The organism is Leisingera sp. S2M4, from assembly GCF_055398055.1.
The window spans coordinates 345,182-369,338 of the sequence record NZ_AP040861.1; the positions used below are offsets into that span (position 1 = coordinate 345,182).

A 24,157-nucleotide genomic window follows, 5' to 3' on the forward strand; every position below is an offset into this window, starting at 1 on the left:
GCGCTCTGGCGAATACAGGCCGACCACGAGCCGGCCGCCTGTTCCATGCCCCGAATGGACCGCAAGAGCGTAAACAAACCGTAAGATCGTCCGGGCGCGCGGGCAAACAAACGCTTCGCTTTTTAACGAGCCCGGCGTTTGCCTGCCTGTGCAACCCCTTGGAGTCAGTCCGGCACCCCCGCCGCGCGGAGGGCGCTGACCCATTCCTGGCCCGCCGGGCTCATCGCGGCGGGATTGTCACGCTGAAACTGCGAAAGATTGAATCGCGGTGCCGCCTGCAACAAGCGATCCACGGTACTGCGCGCCTCGGCGTCACGGCCCGACATCTGCAGCGCAATCGCCTTGGAGCGCAGCGGCACCGGGAAGGCCTGTTTCGACCGCAGCGAGCGGTCCGCCAGCTCGATCGCGCGCCCGAAGTCGCGCGCGGTCAGGTTGGCCAGCGCCGAGATCGCATCGAAATAATAGCTTTGCGGCCCCAGCGGCGACAGTCGGCGGGCCGCATCGGTCAGCGCCACCGCTTCGTCCGGCACGTCCTGATAGGCCAGCGTCGCCCCTTTCAGCAGCAGTGCCAGCGCCTCGTTCGGGTTGTCCCGCAAGGCCAGGTCATAGGCATCCTGCGCAAGGTCAAAGCGGAACAGCAGATGGCTGGAAATCAGCCCCTTCAGCGTATGCGCCAGCGAGAACCCCGGCGCGACGGCGATGGCGGCCTCGGCCATGCGGGTGGCCAGGCGGCAATCCTGCTCACGGTTCGGCGACAGCCCCTTCTCCACCCGCATCGCGTGCCAGAAGCCCATCCAGGTCAGCGGCAAGGCGTGATCGGGTTCCCGTTCCAGCAGGTGCATCAGGAGATCATGGGCCTGCTGGAATTTTTCCGCCTCCATTTCCTGCATCTGGGCGATGGCAGCCATCAGCAGCGTGTGATTTTCCAGGTCCCGCAGCGGCTGGAAACCGACCAGCCGCACCGCCTCACCGGCCGCGGTCTGGCCGATCTGCTGGGTCGCGTTTCGCAGCGCGGTGCTGCGCCCCTCCAGCAGGTTGCGCTGACTGCCTTCAAAGCTGCGCGACCAGACGACTTTCTCGCGCGGGGCATCATGCAGGTCGATCTGGGCCCGGAAACGGCTGCCATCAGTGGTTATGCTGCCGGTCACCAGGTAGCCCGCCTGCGCCAGCCCAGCCACCTCGGCCGGGCGCACCCGCTGCGGATCCAGCTGCCGGGACGCAAGATAAGAGGTCACCGAAAACGCCCAGCTGCGCGACAGGTGGCGCGACAGCTCCTCGGCGATCAGGTCGCCAAGCACGCCGTTGTCCTCGCTCGGGTGGCGTTGGGCAAACGGCAGGACGGTCACCGTCGGCAGCAACCCGTCCAGCACCACGCGGCCGCGGTGCGGTGCGCCGGTCGCGGCGGCCTGCGGCGCGATGCGCGCCAGCTCCTGCCGCGTCTCGCTGAGCCAGCTGCGGAACACCTCCTCGTGCGGCAGCTCAAAGCCTTCCATGAAGGTCGGCCCGCCGCTGACGCCTCTGTCCAACTCGATCCGGGTCAGGTCGAGGATCACCCGCTCGCGATTGGCGAACAACAGCTTGGCCGCCTCCGGTCCCAAGTGGCGGCGCAGGGTTGACAGCGCCGTGCGCAGGCTGGCCTTGGCCTGTTCCGGCTGCGCGAGGCACCAGAGCGTCTTTTCCAGGAAGGCGCGGGTGCGAATGCCACCCTCTGCCGTCGACAGCAGGGCCAGCAGAGCCTGGTGCTTGGCGCCCAGTGGAATGCTGCGGCCGTCCGCATGAAACACGCCAAAGGCGCCAAACCGGCAAATTCTCAGGAGAACGGTCATTGCAACACCCCGCAAACGAGAAGAAGAATACAGTTAAACCATGATCATCTTGCCGCTTGCCGCAGGTTTTTGCAATCTTTAGTTGCATAAACTAAAATTAATGAACAACTTTAAAGAGATACGGGCCGCTGTGTGATGCCGCGGCCTGGCCGGACCGCCTCGGCACGTGCCCTTGGGGCGGTCGCCGAGCCTCGGACACCACCGGAATGAATCGTTTGTTGGGAATAACTTGACCAGCTTCGCGACCAGGGCGCCCTGCGCCCGTGCGGGGGCTGGCAGAAGTATTGCTGGGATCTCGGCGCGGCGGCAGGCGCCCCTCGGGCGGCTGCCCGGCCCAAGGCCGCCAAGGGATCCGCCCGAGGGGCGGACCCCTGCGGGCGCGGGAGCCCCCCGCCCGCAGGGGTTCAGGTCACGTCAGGCGCGCGCTTCGCGAATCAACTTCAGGATGTCCTGGGCTGCCTCGGGAATGTTGGTGCCGGGGCCGAAGATCGCCTTGACGCCCTTGCTGTAGAGGAACTCGTAGTCCTGCTGCGGGATCACCCCGCCGCAGATCACGATGATGTCCTCGGCGCCTGCGGCCTTGAGCGCGTCGACCAGCTGCGGGGCCAGCGTCTTGTGACCCGCCGCCTGGGACGAGATTCCGACCACGTGCACGTCATTGTCGATGGCGTCCTGCGCGGCTTCCTCGGGGGTCTGGAACAGCGGCCCCACATCGACGTCAAAGCCGATGTCGGCAAAGGCGGTGGCGATCACCTTGGCGCCGCGGTCGTGGCCGTCCTGGCCCATCTTGACCACCAGAAGCCGCGGGCGGCGGCCTTCCTCGGCCGCGAAATCCTCGATCGACTTCTGGATCGCGGCAAAGCCCTCATCGCCCTCGTAGGCGGCGCCGTAGACGCCGGCCAGGGTCTTTACCTCGGCGCGGTGGCGGCCGAATTCCTTTTCCATCGCCATGCTGATTTCTCCGACTGACGCACGGGCACGGGCCGCTTCCACGGCGGCCTCCAGCAGGTTGCCGCCTTCCTTGGCGCGGCGGGTGAGTTCCTCCAGGGCCGCCTGGCAGGCAGCCTCGTCGCGGGTTTCACGCAGCTGCTTAAGCCGCGCGATCTGGCTTTCACGCACCGCGACATTGTCGACATCCAGGATGTCGATCGGGTCTTCCTTGTCCTTGCGGTACTTGTTGACGCCGACCACGACCTCCTCGCCGCGGTCGATCATGGCCTGGCGGCGGGCGGCGGATTCCTCGATCCGGAGCTTGGGCATGCCGCTTTCGACCGCCTTGGTCATGCCGCCCATCTCCTCGACCTCTTCCATCAGCGCCCAAGCCTTCTCGACCAGCTCGTTGGTGAGGCTTTCGACGTAGTAGGAACCGGCCAGCGGGTCGACCACGTTGGTCACACCGGTCTCCTCCTGCAGCACCAGCTGGGTGTTGCGGGCGATGCGGGCGGAGAAATCGGTGGGCAGCGCGATGGCCTCGTCCAGCGCGTTGGTGTGCAGCGACTGGGTACCACCGAGCACCGCGCTCAGCGCTTCATAGGCGGTGCGGATGACGTTGTTGTAGGGGTCCTGCTCCTGCAAGGACACGCCCGAGGTCTGGCAGTGGGTGCGCAGCATCTTGGAGCGCTCGTTCTTGGCGCCGAACTCGGTCATCACCCGGTGCCAGAGCGTGCGCGCGGCGCGCAGCTTGGCGATCTCCATGAAGAAGTTCATGCCGATCGCGAAGAAGAAGCTGAGGCGGCCGGCGAACTTGTCCACATCCATGCCGGCGTCGATTGCCGCGCGCACGTATTCGCGCCCGTCCGCCAGCGTGTAGGCGAGTTCCTGCACCAGGTTCGCGCCGGCCTCCTGCATGTGATAGCCGGAGATCGAGATCGAGTTGAACTTGGGCATCTCGTTCGAGGTGTACTCGATGATGTCCGAGATGATCCGCATCGAGGGTTTCGGCGGATAGATATAGGTGTTGCGGACCATGAACTCCTTCAGGATGTCGTTCTGGATGGTGCCCGCCAGCAGCGACTTGTCGTGGCCCTGCTCCTCGCCCGCGACGATGAAATTCGCCAGCACCGGGATCACCGCGCCGTTCATCGTCATCGAGACCGAGACCTGATCCAGCGGGATGCCGTCGAACAGCACCTTCATGTCCTCGACGCTGTCGATGGCGACCCCGGCCTTGCCGACATCGCCGACCACGCGGGGGTGGTCGCTGTCATAGCCGCGGTGGGTGGCGAGGTCGAAGGCGACCGAAACGCCCTGCTGGCCCGCGGCCAGGTTGCGGCGGTAGAAGGCGTTGCTCTCCTCCGCGGTGGAGAAACCCGCGTATTGGCGGATGGTCCAGGGGCGGCCGGCGTACATGGTGGCCTTCACCCCGCGGGTGAAGGGACCAAAGCCCGGCAGCGAGCCCATGTGGGGCAGGTCCTTGGTGTCTTCCTCGGTATAGAGCGGCTTGACCTCGATGCCTTCCAGCGTCTGCCAGTTGAGGTCCTCGACCGCCCGTCCGCGCAGCTCTTTCTCAGCCAGAGCCCGCCATTCGTCCTTGTTTGTCATCAGGTCTTCCTCTCGTCAGTCGGGTGCGGGGCGGGTTCAGGCCCGCCGCCAGTTTTTCGGGGTCTTCGACCAGCGTGGCGAGGCCATCCGCCCCGCCTGCCAGCCACATCATGTCGTCGGCGTAGACCTCGCGCAGGGCTGCGGCCTGGACCTCGTCGAAGGGGTGCCAGCGGCCGCTGCCCTGGGGCAGCTGTTCCGCGACGCGCTGCGGCAGGCTGGCCCGCAGATCCTCCAGGCACAGCGAGGCATTCAGCCGCACGCGCGCATGGGCGCGCGGGGCGGCCTGGCCGGTGAGCGCCTTCAGCTGGGCCTCGGGGCGGGCCCCGAAGATTTCAAACGGCAGCACATGCAGGCGCACGCCGGGCATGGCGGCGGCGATGTCGGTGATCACGTCGCGCCAGCTGCGCGGCGCGCGCGCCAGCCGATCCAGCTGCGTCGGCGTCGGCAGCCGGTGGCCGCGCGCCACCGCATAGGCCAGCGCCGAGGTCCAGTAGCCGTCGAGACTGCGGATGTTCAGCGCCAGATCGCCGACGCTGCCCTCGAAGGCGCGGGCAAAGCGGGCCATGCGTTCTCCGGCACCGCCATAAAGCCCGCCGTGCCGCAGGTTGTCGCGAATGTTGCCGATCATGTTCTCGTCACTGACGATCAGATGCTGCACCCCGGCCGCACGGCTGTATTCCAGTTGGATCTGCAACCGCCCGCGGGCGCGGTCGGCAAGGTTGCGGCCGGTCACCCTTGCCGGGCCCGGCTGGATGCCATGAAACAGGCCACGCCGGGTCCGCCGCGGCCCCCAGAAGCCGATGCCCTCGGCGGCCAGCGCGGGGCTGTTCTGGCGCAGGTATTCCTGGAACGACGTGGTGGCGCAGCGATGGGCGCCGACATGCAGGATCACGTTCATCATGGTGCGGGACCTCTCTGGGAGGGCCGCGGGCCGCAGCCCGGTCACGGGGGGATGAACAATCATGACCGCCAACCCCTGATTATCCCGTTAATGGGAACGTTTTTTGCCCCTGCCATGGAATTGACGGTCGCAATTGCCGCGGTTGCACATATATTCAACCCAACAGGAGAGACCATGAAAGCAATCCTAACCGTTGTTTTGGCAGGATTTCTGCCGCTGACCGCCATGGCTGCCGACAGCAGCACGGATGAGCTGATCCAGCCTGGATACGATGTGCAGCTGTCCGACTTCCAATGGACCCACCGCCCGGTTGTGGTGTTTGCCGACAGCCCCGAGGACCCGCGTTTCCACGAACAGCTGCAACGGCTGATGGACGGCATCGAGGCGCTGCGCGAGCGCGACGTCATCGTGCTGACCGACACGGATCCCGCGGCGAAATCCGCCCTGCGCCAGAAACTGCGTCCGCGCGGCTTCATGTTGGTGCTGGTGGGCAAGGACGGCGGCGTGAAGCTGCGCAAGCCGCACCCCTGGACGGTGCGCGAGCTGTCGCGCAGCATCGACAAATTCCCCGAGCGGCTGCGCGAAGTGGAAGATCGGCGCGGCGGCTGAGGCCTGCGCGCGGCGGCTGCGCCGGAGCTGCCTAGCCGTTGCCGCGCACGTAGATCAGCGCCATTGCCTGCTTGTCGAGGACCACCATGGCACCGCTGTCCGGCACGAACAGCAGGTTCGACGTCGGGTTGCGGATGGCCTGGTAATAGATCGATTTGACCAGGTCCGACATGCAGCTGACCCCGGCCAGACCGGAGTTCAGCACCCCCAGCCCCTGCGGCAGGTCGCGCGACATGATGTCCTCTGTTACCGCGTTGGGGGACTTGCCCGAGATCGCAAAGACCACCGGCGTCCCGGCTTCCAGCATCTGCATGCCGGTGTTGAGCGAGCGCGCGCGCGCCAGCTGCGAGGTGAGCCGCGGGCTTTCGGAGGTGTGAAACACCGCCGCGGTGCAGCTCATCGAGCTTTCGAAGAAGAAGGTCTCGCCCAGCTCCACCCAGGCGGAGAGCTGGCTGCGCAACGCCTCTTCCTTGTCCAGCGCGCAGGCGGACAGCACCAGAAGCGTCGAGAGCAGGCACAGGGCGGGACGGAACATGCAGCACCTTCAGGGGGTCAAACACCGCAGCTGTCGCAGAAATTCCTGAAGATTTCGTGCATGCCGACAAACGCCTGCGGGCAGATACGCCGACCGGGAGGGCGTCTGCCGCCCCCCTGCCCGCGCTGATATCTGCCCGCAGATCCATTGTTATTCGAACTCCATGATCACGTCGTCGACCGCCAGGCTGTCACCGGCGCTGGCGTTGATCTTGGAGACCACGCCCTTTCTCTCGGCGCGCAGGATGTTCTCCATCTTCATCGCCTCGACGGTGCACAGCGGCTGGCCTTCCTGCACCTCCTGCCCCACTTCGACGTCGACCTTCACGATCAGGCCGGGCATCGGGCAGAGCAGCATCTTGGAGGTGTCGGGCGCCTGTTTCTCGGGCATCAGCTGCGCCAGCTCCGCCTGCCGCGGGGTGCGCACGTGGACCCGGATATCCGCCCCGCGCGAGCGGATGCGGAAGCCCTGGGTGATCTTGCCGGTCTTCAGAACCAAAGTCTCGCCATTGACATCGACGGTGGCCAGCTGGTCGCCCGGCGTCCAGTCGGAACTGACCCGCAGAGCCTCGCCATCCTCGAAGCGCACGGTAGCCCCGTCGCGGTCGGCGTCGATCACCACCGGGTAGGACTGCCCCTGCAGGGAGACCACCCAGTCGGTGCCGACCTTGCGCTCGTGGTTGTCCATCCGACCGGAGACGCGGGTGCGGCGGATCTCAGCCACCCGGTGCATCGCCGCACAGGAGGCCGCGATCTTGCGCAGGTCTGCCTCGGGCAGCTCGACCCCGGCGAAACCGTCGGGATATTCCTCGGCGATGAAGGCGGTGGTCATGTCGCCGGAGACGAATTTCGGATGATCCATCACCGCCGCCACGAACGGCAGGTTGTGGCCGATGCCCTCCACCTCGAAACTGTCGAGCGCGATGCGCATGGCCTCGATCGCCGCGTCGCGGGTCGGGCCCCAGGTGCAGAGCTTGGCGATCATCGGGTCGTAATACATCGAGATCTCGCCACCCTCGTAGACGCCGGTGTCGTTGCGCACCGCGGTGTCGCCTGCGGGGGCGTCGCCATGCCAGGTGCCATTTTCGGCCATCGGGCCGGCCGCAACCTCCGCCGGCGGGCGGTAGCGGGTCAGACGGCCGATCGAGGGCAGGAAGTTGCGGTAGGGATCTTCGGCATAAAGCCGGTTTTCGATCGCCCAGCCGGTCAGCTTGACGTCTTCCTGACGCAGCGGCAGCTCGGCGCCGTCGGCGACGCGGATCATCTGCTCGACCAGGTCGACGCCGGTGATCAGCTCGGTCACCGGGTGCTCCACCTGCAGGCGGGTGTTCATCTCGAGGAAGTAGAAATTCTTGTCACCATCGACGATGAATTCCACGGTGCCCGCGGAGGAATAGCCCACCGCCTTGGCCAGCGCGACAGCCTGTTCGCCCATCGCGCGGCGGGTTTCTTCATCCAGAAAGGGCGACGGCGCCTCTTCAACAACTTTCTGGTTGCGGCGCTGGATCGAGCATTCGCGCTCGCCCAGGTAGATGCCGTTGCCGTGCTTGTCACACAGCACCTGGATCTCGATGTGGCGCGGCTGGGTCACGAATTTCTCGATGAAGATCCGGTCGTCTCCAAAGGAGTTCGCCGCCTCGTTCTTGGAGGACTGGAAGCCTTCGCGGGCCTCTTCGTCGTTCCAGGCGATGCGCATGCCCTTGCCGCCGCCGCCGGCGGAGGCCTTGATCATCACCGGGTAGCCGATCTCGTTGGAGATCTTTACCGCCTCGTCAGCGTCGGCAATCAGCCCCATGTAGCCGGGCACGGTGGAGACGCCGGCTTCCTGGGCGATCTTCTTGGAGGTGATCTTGTCGCCCATCGCCTCGATCGCGCCTTTCGGGGGGCCGACAAAGGCGACGCCCTCGGCTTCCAGCGCCTCGGCGAACTTGGAGTTTTCCGACAGGAAGCCATAGCCGGGGTGCACCGCCTGCGCGCCGGTCTGGCGGATTGCCTCCATCACCTTGTCGATGACGATATAGGACTGGTTGGCGGGCGGCGGGCCGATGTGGACAGCTTCATCCGCCATCTGCACGTGCAGCGCCTGCTTGTCGGCGTCGGAGTAGATGGCGACGGTCTTGATGCCCATCTTGCGCGCGGTCTTGATGACACGGCAGGCAATCTCGCCCCTGTTGGCGATCAGGATCTTGTCAAACATAGGCTGTCCCTTGTTCCTTGGTAGTGCGGAATGCAAAACGCCGCGCCCGGGGCAGACCCGGACACGGCGATTGCGCGATTTCAAAAGCGGCCCCGGAGGAGCGGCGGATCAGGGCTGCGGCGGCAGCCTCAGCATCTGCGGGGATTCTGCTGGCAATAGACCAGGTTTGCGGCGACGCCGACCGCAGCACCGGTGACCGGGTTGGCATCCAGCAGGACCGCGCCGACCGCGCCTGCGCCGCCACCATAGATGATCTGCTCGCCGGTGGTGTCACCACAGGCTGCCAGCAGCCCGCAAAGCGGCAACGCCGCCAGAAGTGTTCTTGCCCGCATGTTTCTTGTCCTTCTGTTGAGGCATTCACTGTCGCGGGGGAATGTGCCCACAAACCACGACCGTGCAAGACAGGCAGGCGGGCGGAAAAAAGATGGGCGGAGGCTTGCCGCAAAACTGGGGGGGTACGGCAAGCTTCCGCCAATGCCTGAGAGGGACAAAAGACGGGCAGGCCGCGGATGGGGGCGCGTACCTGCCCGTTCAGGCGAAGGGGCCGGAACAAATGCTCGGCGTGGCGGCGCATCGGCACCGCCGCAGCCAGCATGCCTGCTCCCCTGCCCCATGTAAGCCCCTCTGAGCCGCCCCCGGCGGTTTGGGCAACTTCCCGCTGAATCGGAGAACCGCTGTGCAAATTCACGCCGAAATTGCGCCCCGACGCCTGCCGGGCAGCGATTGCCGCCCGGTGATGCCGCCGCAGGGACACGGCGGACGCAGCTATGCGGGGCGCCCGCATCATTCGAAGGCTTCCGGGAAAGAGGCCCGCGCAACGGCCTCGTCGATGACGAGAAGGGCTTCGTAGCTGGCGGGATCGAAGGGATCTTCGGCCGGGATCACCTCGCGTCCGAACAGCCAGCTGAGCCGACCGGCATCAAGGTTGCCGCGCTCGAAGGGCTGGTCGCCGAAGTGTTCCCACAGCGCCTGCATGAACATGGAATCGACGCGTTTGTCGACGTTCTTGCGGTCGCGGTAGCGCTCGCGTCGGGTCAACGGCGTCACCCCCTTGGGATTGGGGCGACGGATCGTGAACTGGAAATCTGTCCCCGGCATGCGGCCGGGGAACCCGCGGTGTTTCAACATATGGGTGCCTCCGGTCCGGCACCCCACGGGGCGGCGAGGGCCGGCCGCAGGGCCGGACCCCTGTGATTTTTACTTGTACTTGCCGGTGTAGACGGGTTCTTGCGAAACCGGCTCGACCACGACAAACTCTTCTTCCTGCTGAGCGCAGGCGGCGACGGCGGCCAGCAGGCCGGCCAGGGTGATAAGCTTGATGCTCTTGGACATCTCTGTCTCCTGATTGCAAATGTGAAACCAGCGGGGGCCAGGCCACCCGCGTGCCTCAACCTCAAAGTAAAGGCAGCCCGAGGGCCACCGGCATCAAAGATAGCCGGGTTTGCGCCGGAGTCACATCTGAATCGCGCCAATTGGCGACATTGTGGCTGCAATGCCGCAAGAAACCGCCGATCCCTGCCAATGCCCTCAAGATCTTGTGGTCGCATCAAAAAGCCTCCCAGATGCAGGATGCCCCGTCGGGCCGATACACCTCGAAGAATTGCGTGACCGTGGCGTCCTGCAGGCCAAAGGGCAGCGGCCGGTCCGCCAGCGAGATCACCACCCGTGCAGGCCGCACACCTTGGGCCGCCAGATAGGGCAGCGCCAGGTCCGCGCAGAGGTGGTCCATGTCGGGCGCGGCCTGTTCATGGCTGACGCTGCCGCCCTCGCGGGCGATCTGGGGGGCCACGAAGCGAAAACGCGCCCAGGTCTCGCCCTGGCTGTCATCCAGAAGCACCTCGGCAAGGCGCACCTGCTGGCCGGAGGGCACGGACACTGCCTTGGGCTCCACCGCGGCCAGTTCAGTGCTGGCACAAAAGGCAAACGAAAGCGGAATGAGAGCTTTCAGATAACCGCAACCCCGGCCCCCGTCAGTTCGGGCTCCTCCGGCCAGGGTTGCAGGCGCTGCACGTAAAGCGCGCGCTGTGGGTATCTGGCTGACGCGGATCATGGCGCTGATTCGTCCGTCTTGTCAATTTCCGCTGCAATTTTGTGCGCATTTTTCACGGTTGCGCCGGATTCGGAGCGATTCGTGTCCGGGCGAAACCCGGCGTGGCGCAGCCAGCGCGCGCGATTGGCCGCGCTATCCAGCACCTCGGCGATCCGTCCGGCGGCATTTGCGGGCACCTGCCCGGCCACCTGCCCGCCGGCACGCACCCGCAGTCCCGCCCCTGCTGCGGAGATTTCCACCGCGGGGGCAAACCCGCGCAGGGATTGCAGCGCGCGCCACATATCCTGTCGGATCTGATGCGCCAGGCGCAGCGGGTCGCCGCCCGGCAGCGTGGTCTCGGCCGCAAGGTCGAACCGCGCGGGCAGACGTCGCGACAGGGTCAGCGCGTCATCGGTGCGGGTGATATGCCAAGGGCTGCGGGGCAAGGAGGAGACCCTCTCTTCATCTTTCCGAAAAATACTCTCGGGGGTGCGGGGGCAGACAGCCCCCGCTGCAACAGCCGCAATTACAGCGGAATGTTGTCGTGCTTCTTCCACGGGTTCTTCAACTGCTTGCCCCGCAAGGAGGCAAAGGCCCGGGCCACCCGCTTGCGGGTGGAATGCGGCATGATCACCTCGTCGATGAATCCACGTTCGGCCGCCACGAAGGGATTGGCAAAGCGATCTTCATACTCGGCCGTCTTCTGGGCGATCTTCTCGGGGTCGTTCAGATCGGCGCGGTGAATGATCTCGGTCGCCCCCTTGGCGCCCATCACCGCGATCTCGGCGGTCGGCCAGGCGTAGTTGAAATCGCCGCGCAGGTGCTTGGACGCCATCACGTCATAGGCACCGCCATAGGCCTTGCGGGTGATCACGGTGACCTTGGGCACGGTGGCCTCGCCATAGGCGAACAGCAGCTTGGCACCGTGCTTGATGACGCCGCCATATTCCTGGCTGGTCCCCGGCAGGAAGCCCGGCACGTCGACGAAGGTCAGGATCGGGATCTCGAAGCAGTCGCAGAAGCGCACGAAACGCGCGGCCTTGCGGCTGGAGTCGATGTCGAGACAGCCTGCCAGCACCATCGGCTGATTGGCGACTACACCCACGGTCTGCCCCTCAAGGCGGACAAAGCCGGTGATGATGTTCTTGGCGAAATCTTCCTGGATCTCGTAGAAGTCGCCCTCATCCGCGATCTTGGTGATCAGCTCCTTCATGTCGTAGGGCGTGTTCGGGTTCTCCGGCACCAGCGTGTCGAGGCTGTCCTCGATGCGGGCAGGATCGTCGAAGAAGGGGCGCACGGGCGGCTTTTCGCGGTTGTTCAGCGGCAGGAAGTCGACCAGGCGGCGAACCTCGGCCAGCGCCTCGACGTCGTTTTCAAAGGCACCGTCGGCGACAGAGGACTTCTTGGTGTGGGTGGAAGCACCGCCCAGCTCCTCGGCTGTGACGACCTCGTTGGTGACGGTTTTCACCACGTCGGGACCGGTCACGAACATGTAGGAGGTGTCCTTCACCATAAAGATGAAGTCGGTCATCGCAGGCGAGTAAACCGCACCACCGGCGCAGGGACCCATGATGACGGAGATCTGCGGCACCACGCCGGAGGCCATGATGTTGCGCTGGAAGATCTCGGCGTAACCGGCCAGCGCGTCGACGCCTTCCTGGATGCGGGCACCGCCGGAATCATTGATGCCGATCACCGGCGCGCCGTTCTGCACCGCCATATCCATGATCTTGCAGATCTTCTGCGCATGGGTGGCCGAGACCGAACCGCCCAGAACGGTAAAATCCTGAGAGAAGACATAGACCTGGCGGCCGTTGATGGTGCCCCAGCCGGTGACGACACCGTCGCCCGCGGGCTTGTTGTCCTCCATGCCGAAATCGGTGCAGCGGTGGCTGACGAACATGTCGAATTCTTCAAAGCTGCCCTCGTCCAGCAGCAGCTCGATGCGCTCGCGGGCGGTCAGCTTGCCGCGGGCGTGCTGCGCATCGATGCGGCGCTGGCCGCCGCCCAGCCGCGCATTCTCGCGGCGGTCCTCGAGCTCGGAAAGAATGTCTTTCATGGCATGTCCCCTGTCAGTTTCTGCGCGATCCTAACGCGGGTGCAGCGCCGACCAAAGGGGTTTGTGGCAAATTTGCAAATCGTTTGCATATCGCAACTGAGTAACTGCAAACCAGCAAATATCCTGAATTTTCGCACAGGCCCGCCGCGCAGCTTGCGCGATAGACAAAACCGCAGAAGCGGGATACAGGAAATGGTATGTCAGCATACAATTCCAGCGCGGCCAGCCAGCGCACGCCGCCCCGCATTTTCACTTTGATCCTGTTGGCGGGGCTTTCGGCCCTCGGCATGAACATCCACCTGCCCTCGCTGCCCAGCATGACCGAGTATTTCCAGACCGATTACCGGCTGATGCAGCTGTCGGTGGCGCTGTATCTGGCGGGCAACGCGGTGGTGCAGATCCTGGTCGGCCCGATCTCGGACCAGATGGGGCGACGGCCGGTGATCATGGGCAGCATCGTGCTGTTCCTGCTGGCCACGCTGGGCTGCATCTATGCACCCACGGCCGAGATCTTCCTCATGTTCCGCATTGCCCAGACCGCAGTTGCGGCCACCATGGTGCTGAGCCGCGCGGCGGTGCGCGACATGTTTGACACCGACCAGGCCGCCAGCATGATCGGCTATGTCACCATGGGCATGGCGGTTGTGCCGATGCTGGGCCCGGCGATCGGCGGTTTTCTCGACCAGTGGCTGGGCTGGCAGGCCAATTTCTGGCTGCTGTTCCTGGTCGCCGCTGCCACGCTGGCGATCACCTTCGTGGACTTCGGCGAAACCGCGGGGCGCAGCGGCAAGACGCTGCTGGCGCAGTTCCGCGAATATCCCGAGCTGCTGCGCTCGCCGCGGTTCTGGGGCTACTCGCTGGCCTCCGGTCTCGCCTCGGGGGCGTTCTTTGCCTATCTCGGCGGCGCGCCCTTTGTCGGCACCCAGATCTACGGGCTGAGCGCCGCTGCACTGGGGGTCTGGTTCGCAGCACCGGCCGTCGGCTATTTTGTCGGCAATTTCATCTCGGGGCGGTTTTCCACCCGCATCGGGGTCAACCGTATGGTGCTGTGGGGGTGCCTGATCAACGGCGGCGGCGTCCTGCTGTCGCTGATGATTGCCCTTGCAGGCGCTGACAGCGTTTATTCCTTCTTCGGGCTGATGTGCTTTGTCGGTCTCGGCAACGGCATGTCGATCCCCAATGCCACCGCCGGCGCGATCTCGGTGCGCCCGCATCTGGCCGGGACCGCCTCGGGCCTCAGCGGCGCCATCATGATCGGCGCCGGCGCGGCCCTCAGCGCCTTTGCCGGCTGGCTGCTGGTGCCCGGCTCCACCGCGGTGCCGCTGCTGACCATCATGTTCGTCACCGCGATGTGCGGTCTGGCCGCGATCCTGCTGGTGGTTGTGCGGGAGCGGCAGATCCGCGCATAGGCCAATCTGCGGACTTGCCGCGGCTGACTTTGCAATTATACCATTGCGAGGAAATGGATTTGCAAAGGCTTGCCTCATGGCCACTCAGAAACTTTACGCTGGCGCCAAGCTGCGCGAAATGCGCCAGAGACTGGAGCTGACACAAAAGGATTTCGCAGCAAAATTAGGGGTTTCCCTTCCTTACCTAAACCAGATGGAGAACAACAACCGCCCGGTTTCGACCACGGTGGTTCTGGCGCTGGCGCAGGAATTCGGCATGGATGTGACCGAGCTGAACGCGGGCGACAGCGAGCGCCTGGTCAGCGACATGCGCGAGGCAATGGCCGATCCGGTGTTCGCCGATGATGCGCCGCCGCTGGCCGATCTGCGGCTGACCGCCTCGAACGCGCCGGCGCTGGCGCGAGCCTTTCTGACCTTGCACCGCGCCTACCGGCAGACGCATGAGCGGCTGGCCTCGCTGGATGAGGCGCTGGGGCGCGAGGATGCGCGTATCCAGGCCTCCCCGTGGGAGGAGGTGCGCGATTTCTTCCACTATTGCGACAACTACATCGACGCGGTGGACCACGCGGCGGAGCATTTCGCAGCCACCGGTGACATCCGCGCCGCGGCGCTGGCGGAGCTGGAACGGGCCGGTGTGAGCGTGCGCCAGAGCGAGATCGAAGGCCTGCGCCACTTTGATGCCGAGGCGGGCGTGCTGCATCTGTCGAACCGCTCGGCGCCGCAAACGCAGCTGTTCCAGATGCTGTTGCAGGTGGCGTTGCTGCGGCAAAACACGCTGCTGGAAGCGACGCTGGATTTTGCCAAGTTCCAGAGCGAGGAAGCCCGCGCGATCGCCAAGATCGGATTGGCGAACTATTTCGCCGGCGCGGCGCTGATGCCCTATACCCGGTTCCTCGAAGCCGCCCAATCCTGCCGCCACGACCTGGAGCTGCTGGCGATCCGCTTTGGCGCCTCGATCGAGCAGGTGGCGCACCGGCTGTCGACGTTGCAGCGGCCCGGTGCCAAGGGGGTGCCGTTCTTCTTCGTGCGGGTTGACCAGGCCGGCACCATCACCAAGCGACACTCGGCCACGCGGCTGCAATTCGCCCGTTTCGGCGGCGCCTGCCCCCTGTGGAACGTGCACCGCGCGTTCGAGACCCCGGGGCGCTTCCTGCGGCAGCTGGCCGAGACGCCGGACGGGGTGCGTTATATCTCGCTGGCACGGGATGTCTCCAAGCCGGGCGGCTCCTTCGGAGCGCCGGTGCGCCGCTATGCCATCTCCCTGGGTTGCGAGGTGCGCCACGCGGATGCGTTGGTCTATGCCGACGGCCTGGATGTGAGCCAGGACAGCGCCTATGAACCGATCGGCATCTCCTGCCGCATCTGCGAGCGCAAGGACTGCCACCAGCGCTCGGTGCCGCCGCTGGAGCGTCGGCTGACCATCAACACCGATCAACGCGGCGTGCTGCCCTATGAGGTGAGCTGACCCCTGAACGAAAAAAGCGGGCCATCAAGGCCCGCTACGACACCAAAGGCGCCAGTGAAAACTTGGAAACGGCGGCGGCGTTAACCCTGCACGGGGCCGCTCGCAGCGCGTGGTCAGCCGCGCAGGCGACCGAAAATCTGGGTGACCAGCGACGGCTTGACGGCGGCATTGGCGGCAACATTGCGCTGCGGCTTCGGCGCGCTGGCCCAGATACGGCTGCGGCTGGCGGCCTCCTGATGCTCGCGCTCGACCTCGGGATGCGAGACGTCCTCAGCGGTGAGGATCGCACGCACCGCGGCCAGGATTTCCGCGTCGGTGGTTTCGACACTCTTGCCCTGGATCTCCTGCACGGCACCGGCTTGATAAGACTGTTCCATCTAAGGTCTCCTTGGCTTGGTCCGCGAATGCTGTGGCATGGCGGCCCATCGCGTCACTTCAATTCAAATTTAACCTATTCGCCGGGAAAGCGGTGGATTTACCTCGAATTTGCCGAAATTGCCCGGAAACGGGCCAAAAACCGGAAACAATAGCGCCGCGTGCAGACATTGTTGCCCGACCGGCGGCGACACGGCGAGAATCACCGCCCCTGCCCCTGTACATCCGGCACGAAAAAGGGGCGCCCGAGACGCCCCTTTCTGCCAGTTGCAATCCGGGCCTTCCCGGTTTCAGCGTTGCGCGGTCTGCCAGTTCGGGTGGAACCACGGCTCGGCGTTCGAGGCCGGCAGGCGGCGGCCCAGGATATGATCCGAGGCTTTCTCGCCGGTCATGATGGACGGGCCGTTGAGGTTGCCGTTGGTGATGCGCGGGAAGATCGAACTGTCGGCCACCCGCAGACCGTCGACGCCGATCACCCGGCATTCGGGATCGACCACGGACATCGGGTCATCCACCGCGCCCATCTTGCAGGTGCCGCAGGGGTGATAGGCGCTCTCGGCGTGCTCGCGGATGAAGGCGTCGATCTCGTCGTCGGTCTGCACGTCGGCACCCGGCTGGATCTCGTGCTTGACGAAGGGTTTCATCGCGTCCTGCGCAAAGACCTCTCGGGTCAGGCGCACGCATTTGCGGAAATCGATCCAGTCCTGCTCGGTGGACATGTAGTTGAACAGGATGTTCGGGGCATCCTTGGGGTCGCTGGAGGCCAGCGTGACATGCCCGCGCGAGGGCGAGCGCATCGGGCCGACGTGAACCTGGAAACCATGCCCTTCGGCGGCCGCCTGACCATCGTAGCGCACCGCGATGGGCAGGAAGTGGTACTGGATGTCCGGGTAGTCCACGCCCTTGTCCGAGCGGATGAAGGCGGCGCTTTCGAACTGGTTGGAGGCGCCGAGGCCGGTCTTGGTGAACAGCCACTGCGCCCCGACCCAGGCCTTGCCGAAGAGGTTCCAGTATTTGTAGAGCGTGATCGGCTGCTTGGAGGCGAACTGGAAATAGAACTCCAGGTGATCCTGCAGGTTCTGGCCGACACCTGGGCGGTCGGCGACCACGTCGATCCCGTGTTCCGCCAGATGCGCCGCCGGGCCGATGCCGGAGAGCATCAGCAGCTTGGGCGAGTTCAGCGAGGAGGCCGCGAGGATCACCTCGACATTGGCGCGGATCACCTCGACCTTGCCGCCGCGCTCCACCTCGACGCCCACGGCGCGGCCGTCCTCGATCACCACCTTGCGGGCGAAGGCGCGGATCAGGTCGCAGTTGTCCCGCTTCAGCGCGGGCTTCAGATAGGCGTTGGCGGCGGACCAGCGGCGGCCCTTGTAGACCGTCATCTCCATCGGGCCGAAGCCCTCCTGCTGCTCGCCGTTGTAGTCCTTGGTCACCGGGTAGCCCGCCTGCGCCCCGGCCTTGACGAAGGCGTCATGCAGCGGGTTGTCGCGCGGGCCGCGGGTGACATGCAGCGGGCCGTCCTTGCCGCGCCAGTCCGGGTCGCCGCCATGGCCGTTGCCGTCCCAGGTTTCCATGCGTTTGAAATAGGGCAGCACATCGGCATAGGACCAGCCCGCGGCGCCCGACTCGGCCCAGTGGTTGTAGTCGCCCGCATGGCCACGCACATAGACCATGCCGTTGATCGAGGAGGAGCCGCCGATCACCTTGCCGCGCGGGCAGACCAGCTCGCGCCCGCCCAGATGCGGTTCGGGCTGGGATTTGTAGCCCCAGTCATAAAGCGGCATGTTCATCGGGTAGCTGAGCGCGCCCGGCATCTGGATGAACGGCCCGACATCGGTGCCGCCGTGTTCGATCACCAGCACAGATTTTCCGGCCTCGCTGAGCCGGTAGGCCATCGCACAGCCGGCTGACCCGGCACCGACAATCACGTAATCCGCGTTCATTTCTATTCTCCATTGCGGATTCGGGGTGGGTCAAGGATGCCTTCGGCACCGCGCCCTGGCGCGGCTTGTCCTTGAGGCATCCCGAATCTGCCTCATCGTTGTTGTGGTCTGCTGAGGACGCAAAGCGCCCTCAGCGACCTCTCGGCAAACCCTTCCCTCTTGCCCTTTTGGGCAACGGGGCGGGTGGGTGGGAGTTGCCCAAAAGGGCAATCAGAAGGCGGCTTCGACGTCGCCCATGCGGACGTAGACGGATTTCACCTGGCTGAAGTGCTTGATCGCCTCTTTCGAGTTCTCGCGACCGACACCAGAGGCCTTCACACCGCCGAACGGCGCCTCCACCGGGGCGTCGTTGTAGGAGTTGATGAAGCAGCTGCCCGCCTCCAGCTGGCCGATCACCCGGTGGGCGCGGGTGAAATCGTTGGTGAACACCCCCGCGGACAGGCCGTATTCGGTGTCATTGGCGCGAGCGATCACCTCTTCCTCGGTGTCGAAGTCGAGAACCGACATGACCGGGCCAAAGATCTCCTCGCGGGCGATGGTCATGTCGTCGGTCACATCGGCAAAGACGGTGGGTTCGATGTAAAAGCCCGGCATGTCGGCACGCTTGCCGCCGCAGATCAGGCGCGCGCCTTCCGCTTTGCCCTTCTCGATGTAGCCGAGCACGACGTTCATCTGGTTCTCGGACACCATCGGGCCAAAGTTGGTGGCCTCATCCTGCGGATCGCCCAGCACGGCGTTGCCGGTGCGCTCGGCCAGGCGGGCGAGGAATTTTTCCTTGATGCCCTTCTGGACGAACACGCGGGTGCCGTTCGAACAGACCTGGCCGGAGGAATAGAAGTTGCCGTTGATGGCCCCGCCGACCGCGTTGTCGATGTCGGCATCATCGAAGATGATCAGCGGCGACTTGCCGCCCAACTCCATGGTGACATGCTTCATGCCGGCTGCAGCGGCGGCATAGACCTTCTTGCCGGTCGGCACCGAGCCGGTCAGCGAGACTTTGTCGACGCGCGGGTCAGTGACCAGCGCGCTGCCGACCTCGCCCATGCCCTGCACCACGTTGTAGAGACCCGCAGGCAGCCCGGCCTCATGCAGGATCTCGGCCACTTTCAGGGCACAGAGCGGCGTGGTCTCGGAGGGTTTGAACACCATCGAGTTGCCGCAGGCCAGCGCCGGGGCGCCTTTCCAGCAGGCGATCTGGGTCGGGTAGTTCCAGGCGCCGATGCCCACACACAGGCCCAGCGCTTCGCGCACCGTGTAGACCCAGTCCTCGCCCATCGGGATGTGCTCGCCGGTCAGCGAGCCTGCGAGACCGCCGAAATACTCCAGCGCATCGGCGCCGGAGGTCGCGTCAGCGACGAGGGTTTCCTGCAGCGGTTTGCCAGTGTCATAGGTTTCCAGCACCGACAGTTCGTGATTGCGCTCGCGCATGATGTCGGCGGCGCGGCGCAGGATGCGGCCGCGTTCGGTGCCGGTCATCTTGGCCCACGCCTTTTGCGCTTCCTTGGCGGTGGACAGCGCCTGTTCGACGATGGCGGGCGTTGCGGCGTAGACGGTGGCGATCTGCTCACCCGTCGCGGCGTAGATCACCGGGATCGGGGTGCCGGCAGTGTCTTCGACATATTCGCCGTTGATGAAGTGGCTGGCTTTGGGCTGTGCGGGATGTGTCATGAGTTTCGTGCCTCCGGCGGGGTATTTTCAGCAAGAGGAAATTGCTGAACGTCAGGGTTGCTTATTCGCCGCGGGGAAAGCGTTTGCTTTCCTCCAGCGTGTTGAGATCCATGTGGTTGCGCATGTAGCGCTCCGAGGCCTTCTGCAGCGGCTGGTAGTCCCAGGGGTAGTAGCCGCCCTGGCGCAGCGCCTCGTAGACGACCCAGCGGCGGGCCTGGCTGGCGCGCACCTCTGCGTCGAAGGTTTCCAGGTTCCAGCGGGCCTCGGACTTGGCGCGCAGGGTTTGCAGGGTCCCGGCATGGGCCGGATCCTCTGCGAGGTTGGTGAGCTCGTGCGGGTCGGCGTCCAGATCGAAGAGCTGATCGGGGTCCAGCGCACAGCGGTTGTACTTCCACTTGCCGTAGCGCAGGGAGACCAGCGGCGCGTAGGACGCCTCGGCCGCGTATTCCATGGCGACGGGGGCGCTGCGCTCTGCGCCTTGCGCCAATGGCACGAGGTTGTGGCCATCGGTCCAGGGTTCGATCTCGCTCATGTCGACGCCTGCCAGCGCGCCCAGTGTCGGGGTGACGTCGATGGTCGACACCGGCGTGTCGATGCGCCCGGCGGGCAGATCCGGGGCGGAGATCATCAGCGGCACGCGGGAGGAGCCCTCGAAGAAGCTCATCTTGAACCAGAGGCCGCGCTCGCCCAGCATGTCGCCGTGGTCGGAGACGAACAGGATGATCGCCTCCTGCCGGGTGGTTTCCAGCACGTTCAGGATCTCGCCGATCTTGTCGTCGAGGTAGGAGATATTGGCGAAATAGGCGCGGCGGGCGCGTTTGATATGGTCTTCGGTGATGTCGAAGCTGCGCCAGTCGTTGGCGTCAAAAATGCGCTTGGAATGGTTGTCGTGGGCCTCGTAATCCATCGCCGGGACCTGCGGCAGCAGGTGCTCGCAATCCTCGTACAGATCCCAGTACTTGCGGCGCGCCACGTAGGGATCATGCGGGTGGGTGAAGCTGACGGTCAGCGCCCACGGGCGGTCGTCCAGCCCGCGCGACAGCTCATAGAGCTTGGCGGTGGCGTTGTAGGCGACCTCGTCATCGTATTCCATCTGGTTGGAGGTTTCCGCCACCCCTGCCCCGGTGACCGAGCCCATGTTGTGATACCACCAGTCGATGCGCTCACCCGGTTTGCGGTAATCCGGCGTCCAGCCGAAGTCGGCCGGGTAGATGTCGGTGGTCAGGCGGTCCTCGAAGCCGTGCAGCTGGTCGGGGCCGACGAAATGCATTTTGCCGCTGAGGCAGGTGTAATAGCCCGCGCGGCGCAGGTGGTGCGCGTAGGTGGGAATATCGGAACGGAATTCGGCGGCATTGTCGTAGACGCCGGTGCGCGACGGCAGCTGCCCCGACATGAAGGAGGCCCGGCCCGGCGCGCAGAGCGGCGACGCGGTATAGGCATTGGCAAAGCGGGCCGAGCGCGCCGCCAGCTTTTTCAGGTTCGGCGCGTGCAGCCAATCGGCGGGACCGTCGGGGAACAGGGTTCCGTTCAGCTGGTCGACCATCAGGATCAGGATATTCGGAGCACGCATTGCGGACCTCTCAAACCGGGCAGTTTCTGTAAAGGCGCCCGGCAGGCCCGAAGGCGCTGCCAGGCAGTGAAGGCCGCCCCCGTTATCGGGGAGACAGGGGGGGCGGCCAAAGTGAATGGCATCAGTGGGCCAGTTTGATCTTTTCAAAGTCGAGGGTGTTTTCCTCCGGCGACGAAGTGATCGCCATGACCTCGCGGCGCTTGAACAGCACGATATAGCCAAGGCAGGCGACGTAGATGCCGATCACCACGGTGCCGATCCACTGGATCTGCAGCCATTGGCTCTGGAAGGCGACGGTAAGACCGAACAGCACAACCGAGTTGCCAAGGACATAGGGCAGCAGGCCAAAGCGCTTGACGGTCAGGTTGAGGTTGTCGGTGTAAAGGCGGATCAGCGAGTCAAACGAGTTGACCACGAAGATGATGCCCACGGCCACCATGGAGACGTTGATGAGCAGCGTCGTCTCGATGCTGTTGAGGTGGTAGTAGTAGAGCACCGAGAACCACACCGCCAACGGGATCGAGGGGAACACCAAGAGCGACGCCAGCACCTGCCAGGTCTTCAGCCCGCCGACAAAACGCGCGGTGAACTGACCGATCATGATCGACCAGGCGAACCACCAGAACAGGTAGAACTCGTGATAGTCGGTCAGCGGCAGGATGAACTTGTGAATATTGGCGAAGTAGCCGCCGATGTTGGAGGCGGTGTCGGCGAATTCGCCCAGCCCCATGCCGGCATAGGCCCACATGCCCAGGATCAGCGCCGCGAACAGCGCGGTGGAGCCCAGCGACAGAATCCGCACGTATTTGATGTCGGTCGAGGAGAAGGCGGCAAACAGGATCACCAAGAAGGTGATGAGGTAGAACGCCGGGATCACCGTCTCGCCGTCGCCCATGAAGGTGGCGTAATAGGGCAGATAGATCAGGAACAGCGCGCCGGTGAAGGCGCAGGTGCCGACGATGACGATGTTGTTCAGCAGCTTGACCAGCGGGATTTCAAAGAACTTCACCCGCGGCTCGATCACGCAGAAATAGAACGTCGTCAGGAAGTAGAAGCCCCAGATCAGGAAGCCCCAGAAACCGAACTCCAACGCCAGCGGATTGGTGAAACCATAGGCCGGTTCCGCCGCGGTGTCCGCATAAAGCGGGAAATCCCACGCCAGCGGGAACATGATCAGCCCCACGTCCAGACCGGAGGTGAACAGGATGGCGATGAAGGTGAAAAGGTGAACCGGTGTCACGCCGACATTGCGCACGTTCCACCATTTGATCACGCAGAATGCCACCAGCGCAAAGGCCAGCAGGATCCCGAACGAGATGATTGTCGTCATATAGACCTCCCATTGCGGGGCAGTTCGCGCCCCTTGTCATTGAAAGGTGACATACCACAGACAGATGAACGGCCCAATGATTTTTTAAATGACCATTCAAGTTTCTGACTGGCGGAACAGCAGTTGAAACGAAAACCCTTTTGCCGCACAAGGTTGACATGAGCAGAAAACGTATCCGCGACATCCGCAACGAAGAGCTGATCGAAGCCACCATCATCGCCGTGCACAAGCGCGGCTATGGTGTTGTTACGATGGCGGAAATCGCGCGCGAAGCGGGGGCGTCAGCAGCCTCGATCAACTATTACTTCGGCTCCAAGGAAGGGCTGATGGAAGCCACGATGCGCCATCTTCTGGGCAAATTGCGGCAGGCCATGGTCGAGGGCTATGCCACCGCGAACACGCCTCGGGAACGGCTCTACGCGGTGATGGATGCCAACTTCTCCGACGGGCTCTACACGGTGCCGCAATGCAGCATCTGGATGCAGTTCTGGGCCAATGCGCCCTATTCGCCGCGTCTCAGCCGGTTGCACCGAATCAACCGTGCCCGGGTGCGCAGCCATTTCCTCGCCGAGCTTCGCGCGCTGCTGCCGGACACCCAGATCGAGACCGCGCGCCAGGCGTTGCAGTCCTACATGGATGGGGTCTGGTTGCAGGCCGCGCAGTCGGAGACGCCGCTCGACCCGGCGGCCGCCCGTGCGGCGGCGCATCGGGTTGTCGACCTGGTGACAACCGCCTGAACCAAGGGCCGCCGCGTCAGGCACCGCTCAGGCGGCGGGCGGGTTGGCGATACTGGCCTGGGCGCGTTTCTTCATCACCGCCTCGCGCCACGCGATGAAGCTGACCGCCGCCAGGATCAGGCCACCGCCGGACACCACCCAGATGTCGGCAGGCTCGCCAAACACCAGCGCCCCCAGCAGCGTCGCCCAGACCAGCTGCAAAAAGGTGACCGGCTGCGTCACCGCCACCGGCGCAGCGGCAAAGGCCAGCGTCATGGTGTAATGGCCCGCGGTGGCGAAACAGGCGACCAGGAACAGCAGGCCCAGCTCCGGCAGTGTCGGTGTCACCCAGACCGCCAGCGCAAAGGGCGCAAGGCCGATGGTGACAAAGACCGACAGCATCGCCACCACGACGGCGGGGCTGTTGGTGCCGACGGTGAACTTGGCAATCAGGTAGGAGGCCCCAAAGGTGATCGCGGTGAATAGCATGGCGATATGGCCGGGCGAAATCTCGCGAAAGCCCGGCCGCAGGATGATCACCGCGCCGACCAGCGCCACCGCGATCGCGGAGATGCGGCGGAAGGCCAGCTTCTCGCCCAGGAACAGCGCCGCCCCCAGCGTCACATAGACCGGCGACAGGTAGTTCATCGCCGTCACCTCGGCCAGCGGGATCTGGGTCATGGCAAAGAACCACAGGATCACCCCGGCGGTATGCACCACGCCGCGCCCGGCGAACAGCATCCAAAGCCGCGGCGTTAGCTGCGCCCGCCGCAGCGCGCCAACCATGGGGATCAGGAACACCAGCCCCAGCAGATAGCGCAGGAAGGCGCTTTGGGCCGGGGGAATGCGGTCACCCAGATATTTGACCAATGCCGTCACCGCCACGAAGCACAGCCCAGTCACGACCATCCAGAACACACCTCTGAGAGGGTTCTGGACCGTGGCGGAGGGAATAGCTGTCTGGCTCATGCGGGCAGAGAAC

At 64.8% G+C, this 24,157-nt stretch carries 21 protein-coding genes; 4 read left to right on the top strand and 17 right to left on the bottom strand.

The features are described from left to right. Positions 1–164: 164 nt before the first annotated feature. The 3 genes from ACZ52D_RS01750 to ACZ52D_RS01760 form a co-directional block, all read right to left on the bottom strand. Positions 165–1,826, bottom strand: a complete 1,662-nt coding sequence (locus ACZ52D_RS01750) for a transcriptional regulator (protein ID WP_464442353.1) — start codon at positions 1,824–1,826, stop codon at positions 165–167. A gap of 414 nt (positions 1,827–2,240) precedes the next feature. Next, positions 2,241–4,367: a methylmalonyl-CoA mutase gene (scpA, locus tag ACZ52D_RS01755; protein ID WP_464442354.1), complete on the bottom strand. Its 2,127-nt coding sequence runs from the start codon at positions 4,365–4,367 to the stop codon at positions 2,241–2,243. After that, entirely contained in the window at positions 4,333–5,268 is a 936-nt protein-coding gene (locus ACZ52D_RS01760) for a hypothetical protein (RefSeq protein ID WP_464442355.1), read from the bottom strand. Before ACZ52D_RS01760 ends, scpA begins: the two co-directional genes overlap by 35 nt. 174 nt (positions 5,269–5,442) lie before the next feature. Here ACZ52D_RS01760 and ACZ52D_RS01765 point away from each other — a divergent pair, with 174 nt between their 5' ends. Continuing rightward, on the top strand, positions 5,443–5,877 hold the full coding sequence (locus ACZ52D_RS01765; RefSeq protein ID WP_464442356.1) for a DUF4174 domain-containing protein: 435 nt from the start codon (positions 5,443–5,445) through the stop codon (positions 5,875–5,877). 31 nt (positions 5,878–5,908) lie between these two features. On the opposite strand, the gene ACZ52D_RS01770 is transcribed toward ACZ52D_RS01765, so the two are convergent. The 8 genes from ACZ52D_RS01770 to ACZ52D_RS01805 all read right to left on the bottom strand — a co-directional run bounded on the left by ACZ52D_RS01770 (position 5,909) and on the right by ACZ52D_RS01805 (position 12,696). Beyond that, the gene (locus ACZ52D_RS01770; RefSeq protein WP_222453950.1) at positions 5,909–6,412 is read right to left on the bottom strand and encodes a hypothetical protein; all 504 of its coding nucleotides are present in this window, start codon (positions 6,410–6,412) and stop codon (positions 5,909–5,911) included. Positions 6,413–6,562: 150 nt separating this feature from the next. After that, positions 6,563–8,608, bottom strand: a complete 2,046-nt coding sequence (locus ACZ52D_RS01775) for an acetyl-CoA carboxylase biotin carboxylase subunit (protein WP_369927031.1) — start codon at positions 8,606–8,608, stop codon at positions 6,563–6,565. A gap of 128 nt (positions 8,609–8,736) precedes the next feature. Continuing rightward, positions 8,737–8,940: a hypothetical protein gene (locus ACZ52D_RS01780; protein ID WP_222453952.1), complete on the bottom strand. Its 204-nt coding sequence runs from the start codon at positions 8,938–8,940 to the stop codon at positions 8,737–8,739. Positions 8,941–9,391: 451 nt separating this feature from the next. Further along, complete coding sequence (locus ACZ52D_RS01785; RefSeq protein ID WP_369927033.1) at positions 9,392–9,736, bottom strand: hypothetical protein; 345 nt, start codon at positions 9,734–9,736, stop codon at positions 9,392–9,394. Between the two features lie 69 nt (positions 9,737–9,805). Continuing rightward, entirely contained in the window at positions 9,806–9,940 is a 135-nt protein-coding gene (locus tag ACZ52D_RS01790; RefSeq protein WP_369927035.1) for a hypothetical protein, read from the bottom strand. A 214-nt stretch (positions 9,941–10,154) separates the two neighbouring features. After that, positions 10,155–10,499 carry a DUF6497 family protein gene (locus ACZ52D_RS01795; RefSeq protein WP_464442357.1) on the bottom strand — a complete coding sequence of 115 codons (345 nt, stop codon included), beginning with the start codon at positions 10,497–10,499 and terminating at the stop codon, positions 10,155–10,157. 155 nt (positions 10,500–10,654) lie between these two features. Further along, positions 10,655–11,083 (bottom strand): hypothetical protein, encoded by a 429-nt coding sequence (locus ACZ52D_RS01800; protein ID WP_464442358.1) that lies wholly within the window; start codon positions 11,081–11,083, stop codon positions 10,655–10,657. A gap of 80 nt (positions 11,084–11,163) precedes the next feature. Next, positions 11,164–12,696, bottom strand: a complete 1,533-nt coding sequence (locus tag ACZ52D_RS01805) for an acyl-CoA carboxylase subunit beta (RefSeq protein WP_222453956.1) — start codon at positions 12,694–12,696, stop codon at positions 11,164–11,166. Positions 12,697–12,893: 197 nt separating this feature from the next. Between ACZ52D_RS01805 and ACZ52D_RS01810 the strand changes: the two genes are divergently transcribed. Together ACZ52D_RS01810 and ACZ52D_RS01815 are read left to right on the top strand one after the other, a co-directional pair. Then, the gene (locus tag ACZ52D_RS01810) at positions 12,894–14,105 is read left to right on the top strand and encodes a multidrug effflux MFS transporter (RefSeq protein ID WP_464442359.1); all 1,212 of its coding nucleotides are present in this window, start codon (positions 12,894–12,896) and stop codon (positions 14,103–14,105) included. Between the two features lie 76 nt (positions 14,106–14,181). Then, positions 14,182–15,570, top strand: a complete 1,389-nt coding sequence (locus ACZ52D_RS01815; protein WP_222453958.1) for a helix-turn-helix domain-containing protein — start codon at positions 14,182–14,184, stop codon at positions 15,568–15,570. Between the two features lie 113 nt (positions 15,571–15,683). Here the strand turns inward: ACZ52D_RS01815 and ACZ52D_RS01820 are convergent, their stop codons facing one another. From ACZ52D_RS01820 to ACZ52D_RS01840, 5 genes are all read right to left on the bottom strand, one after another. Continuing rightward, the gene (locus ACZ52D_RS01820; protein ID WP_464442360.1) at positions 15,684–15,947 is read right to left on the bottom strand and encodes a hypothetical protein; all 264 of its coding nucleotides are present in this window, start codon (positions 15,945–15,947) and stop codon (positions 15,684–15,686) included. Positions 15,948–16,235: 288 nt separating this feature from the next. Further along, positions 16,236–17,891, bottom strand: coding sequence for a choline dehydrogenase (gene betA / locus ACZ52D_RS01825; protein ID WP_369927048.1), 1,656 nt, complete (start codon positions 17,889–17,891; stop codon positions 16,236–16,238). 210 nt (positions 17,892–18,101) lie between these two features. Continuing rightward, a complete protein-coding gene (gene betB / locus ACZ52D_RS01830) occupies positions 18,102–19,559 on the bottom strand; it encodes a betaine-aldehyde dehydrogenase (protein ID WP_464442361.1) in 1,458 nt (485 codons plus the stop codon). Positions 19,560–19,620: 61 nt separating this feature from the next. Further along, entirely contained in the window at positions 19,621–21,129 is a 1,509-nt protein-coding gene (betC, locus tag ACZ52D_RS01835; protein ID WP_464442362.1) for a choline-sulfatase, read from the bottom strand. Positions 21,130–21,250: 121 nt separating this feature from the next. Then, complete coding sequence (locus ACZ52D_RS01840; RefSeq protein WP_369927053.1) at positions 21,251–22,459, bottom strand: BCCT family transporter; 1,209 nt, start codon at positions 22,457–22,459, stop codon at positions 21,251–21,253. Between the two features lie 158 nt (positions 22,460–22,617). Here ACZ52D_RS01840 and betI point away from each other — a divergent pair, with 158 nt between their 5' ends. Then, entirely contained in the window at positions 22,618–23,196 is a 579-nt protein-coding gene (betI, locus tag ACZ52D_RS01845; protein ID WP_369927055.1) for a choline-binding transcriptional repressor BetI, read from the top strand. Between the two features lie 27 nt (positions 23,197–23,223). Here the strand turns inward: betI and ACZ52D_RS01850 are convergent, their stop codons facing one another. After that, positions 23,224–24,144 (bottom strand): DMT family transporter, encoded by a 921-nt coding sequence (locus tag ACZ52D_RS01850; protein ID WP_464442363.1) that lies wholly within the window; start codon positions 24,142–24,144, stop codon positions 23,224–23,226. Between the last annotated feature and the right edge of the window lie 13 nt (positions 24,145–24,157).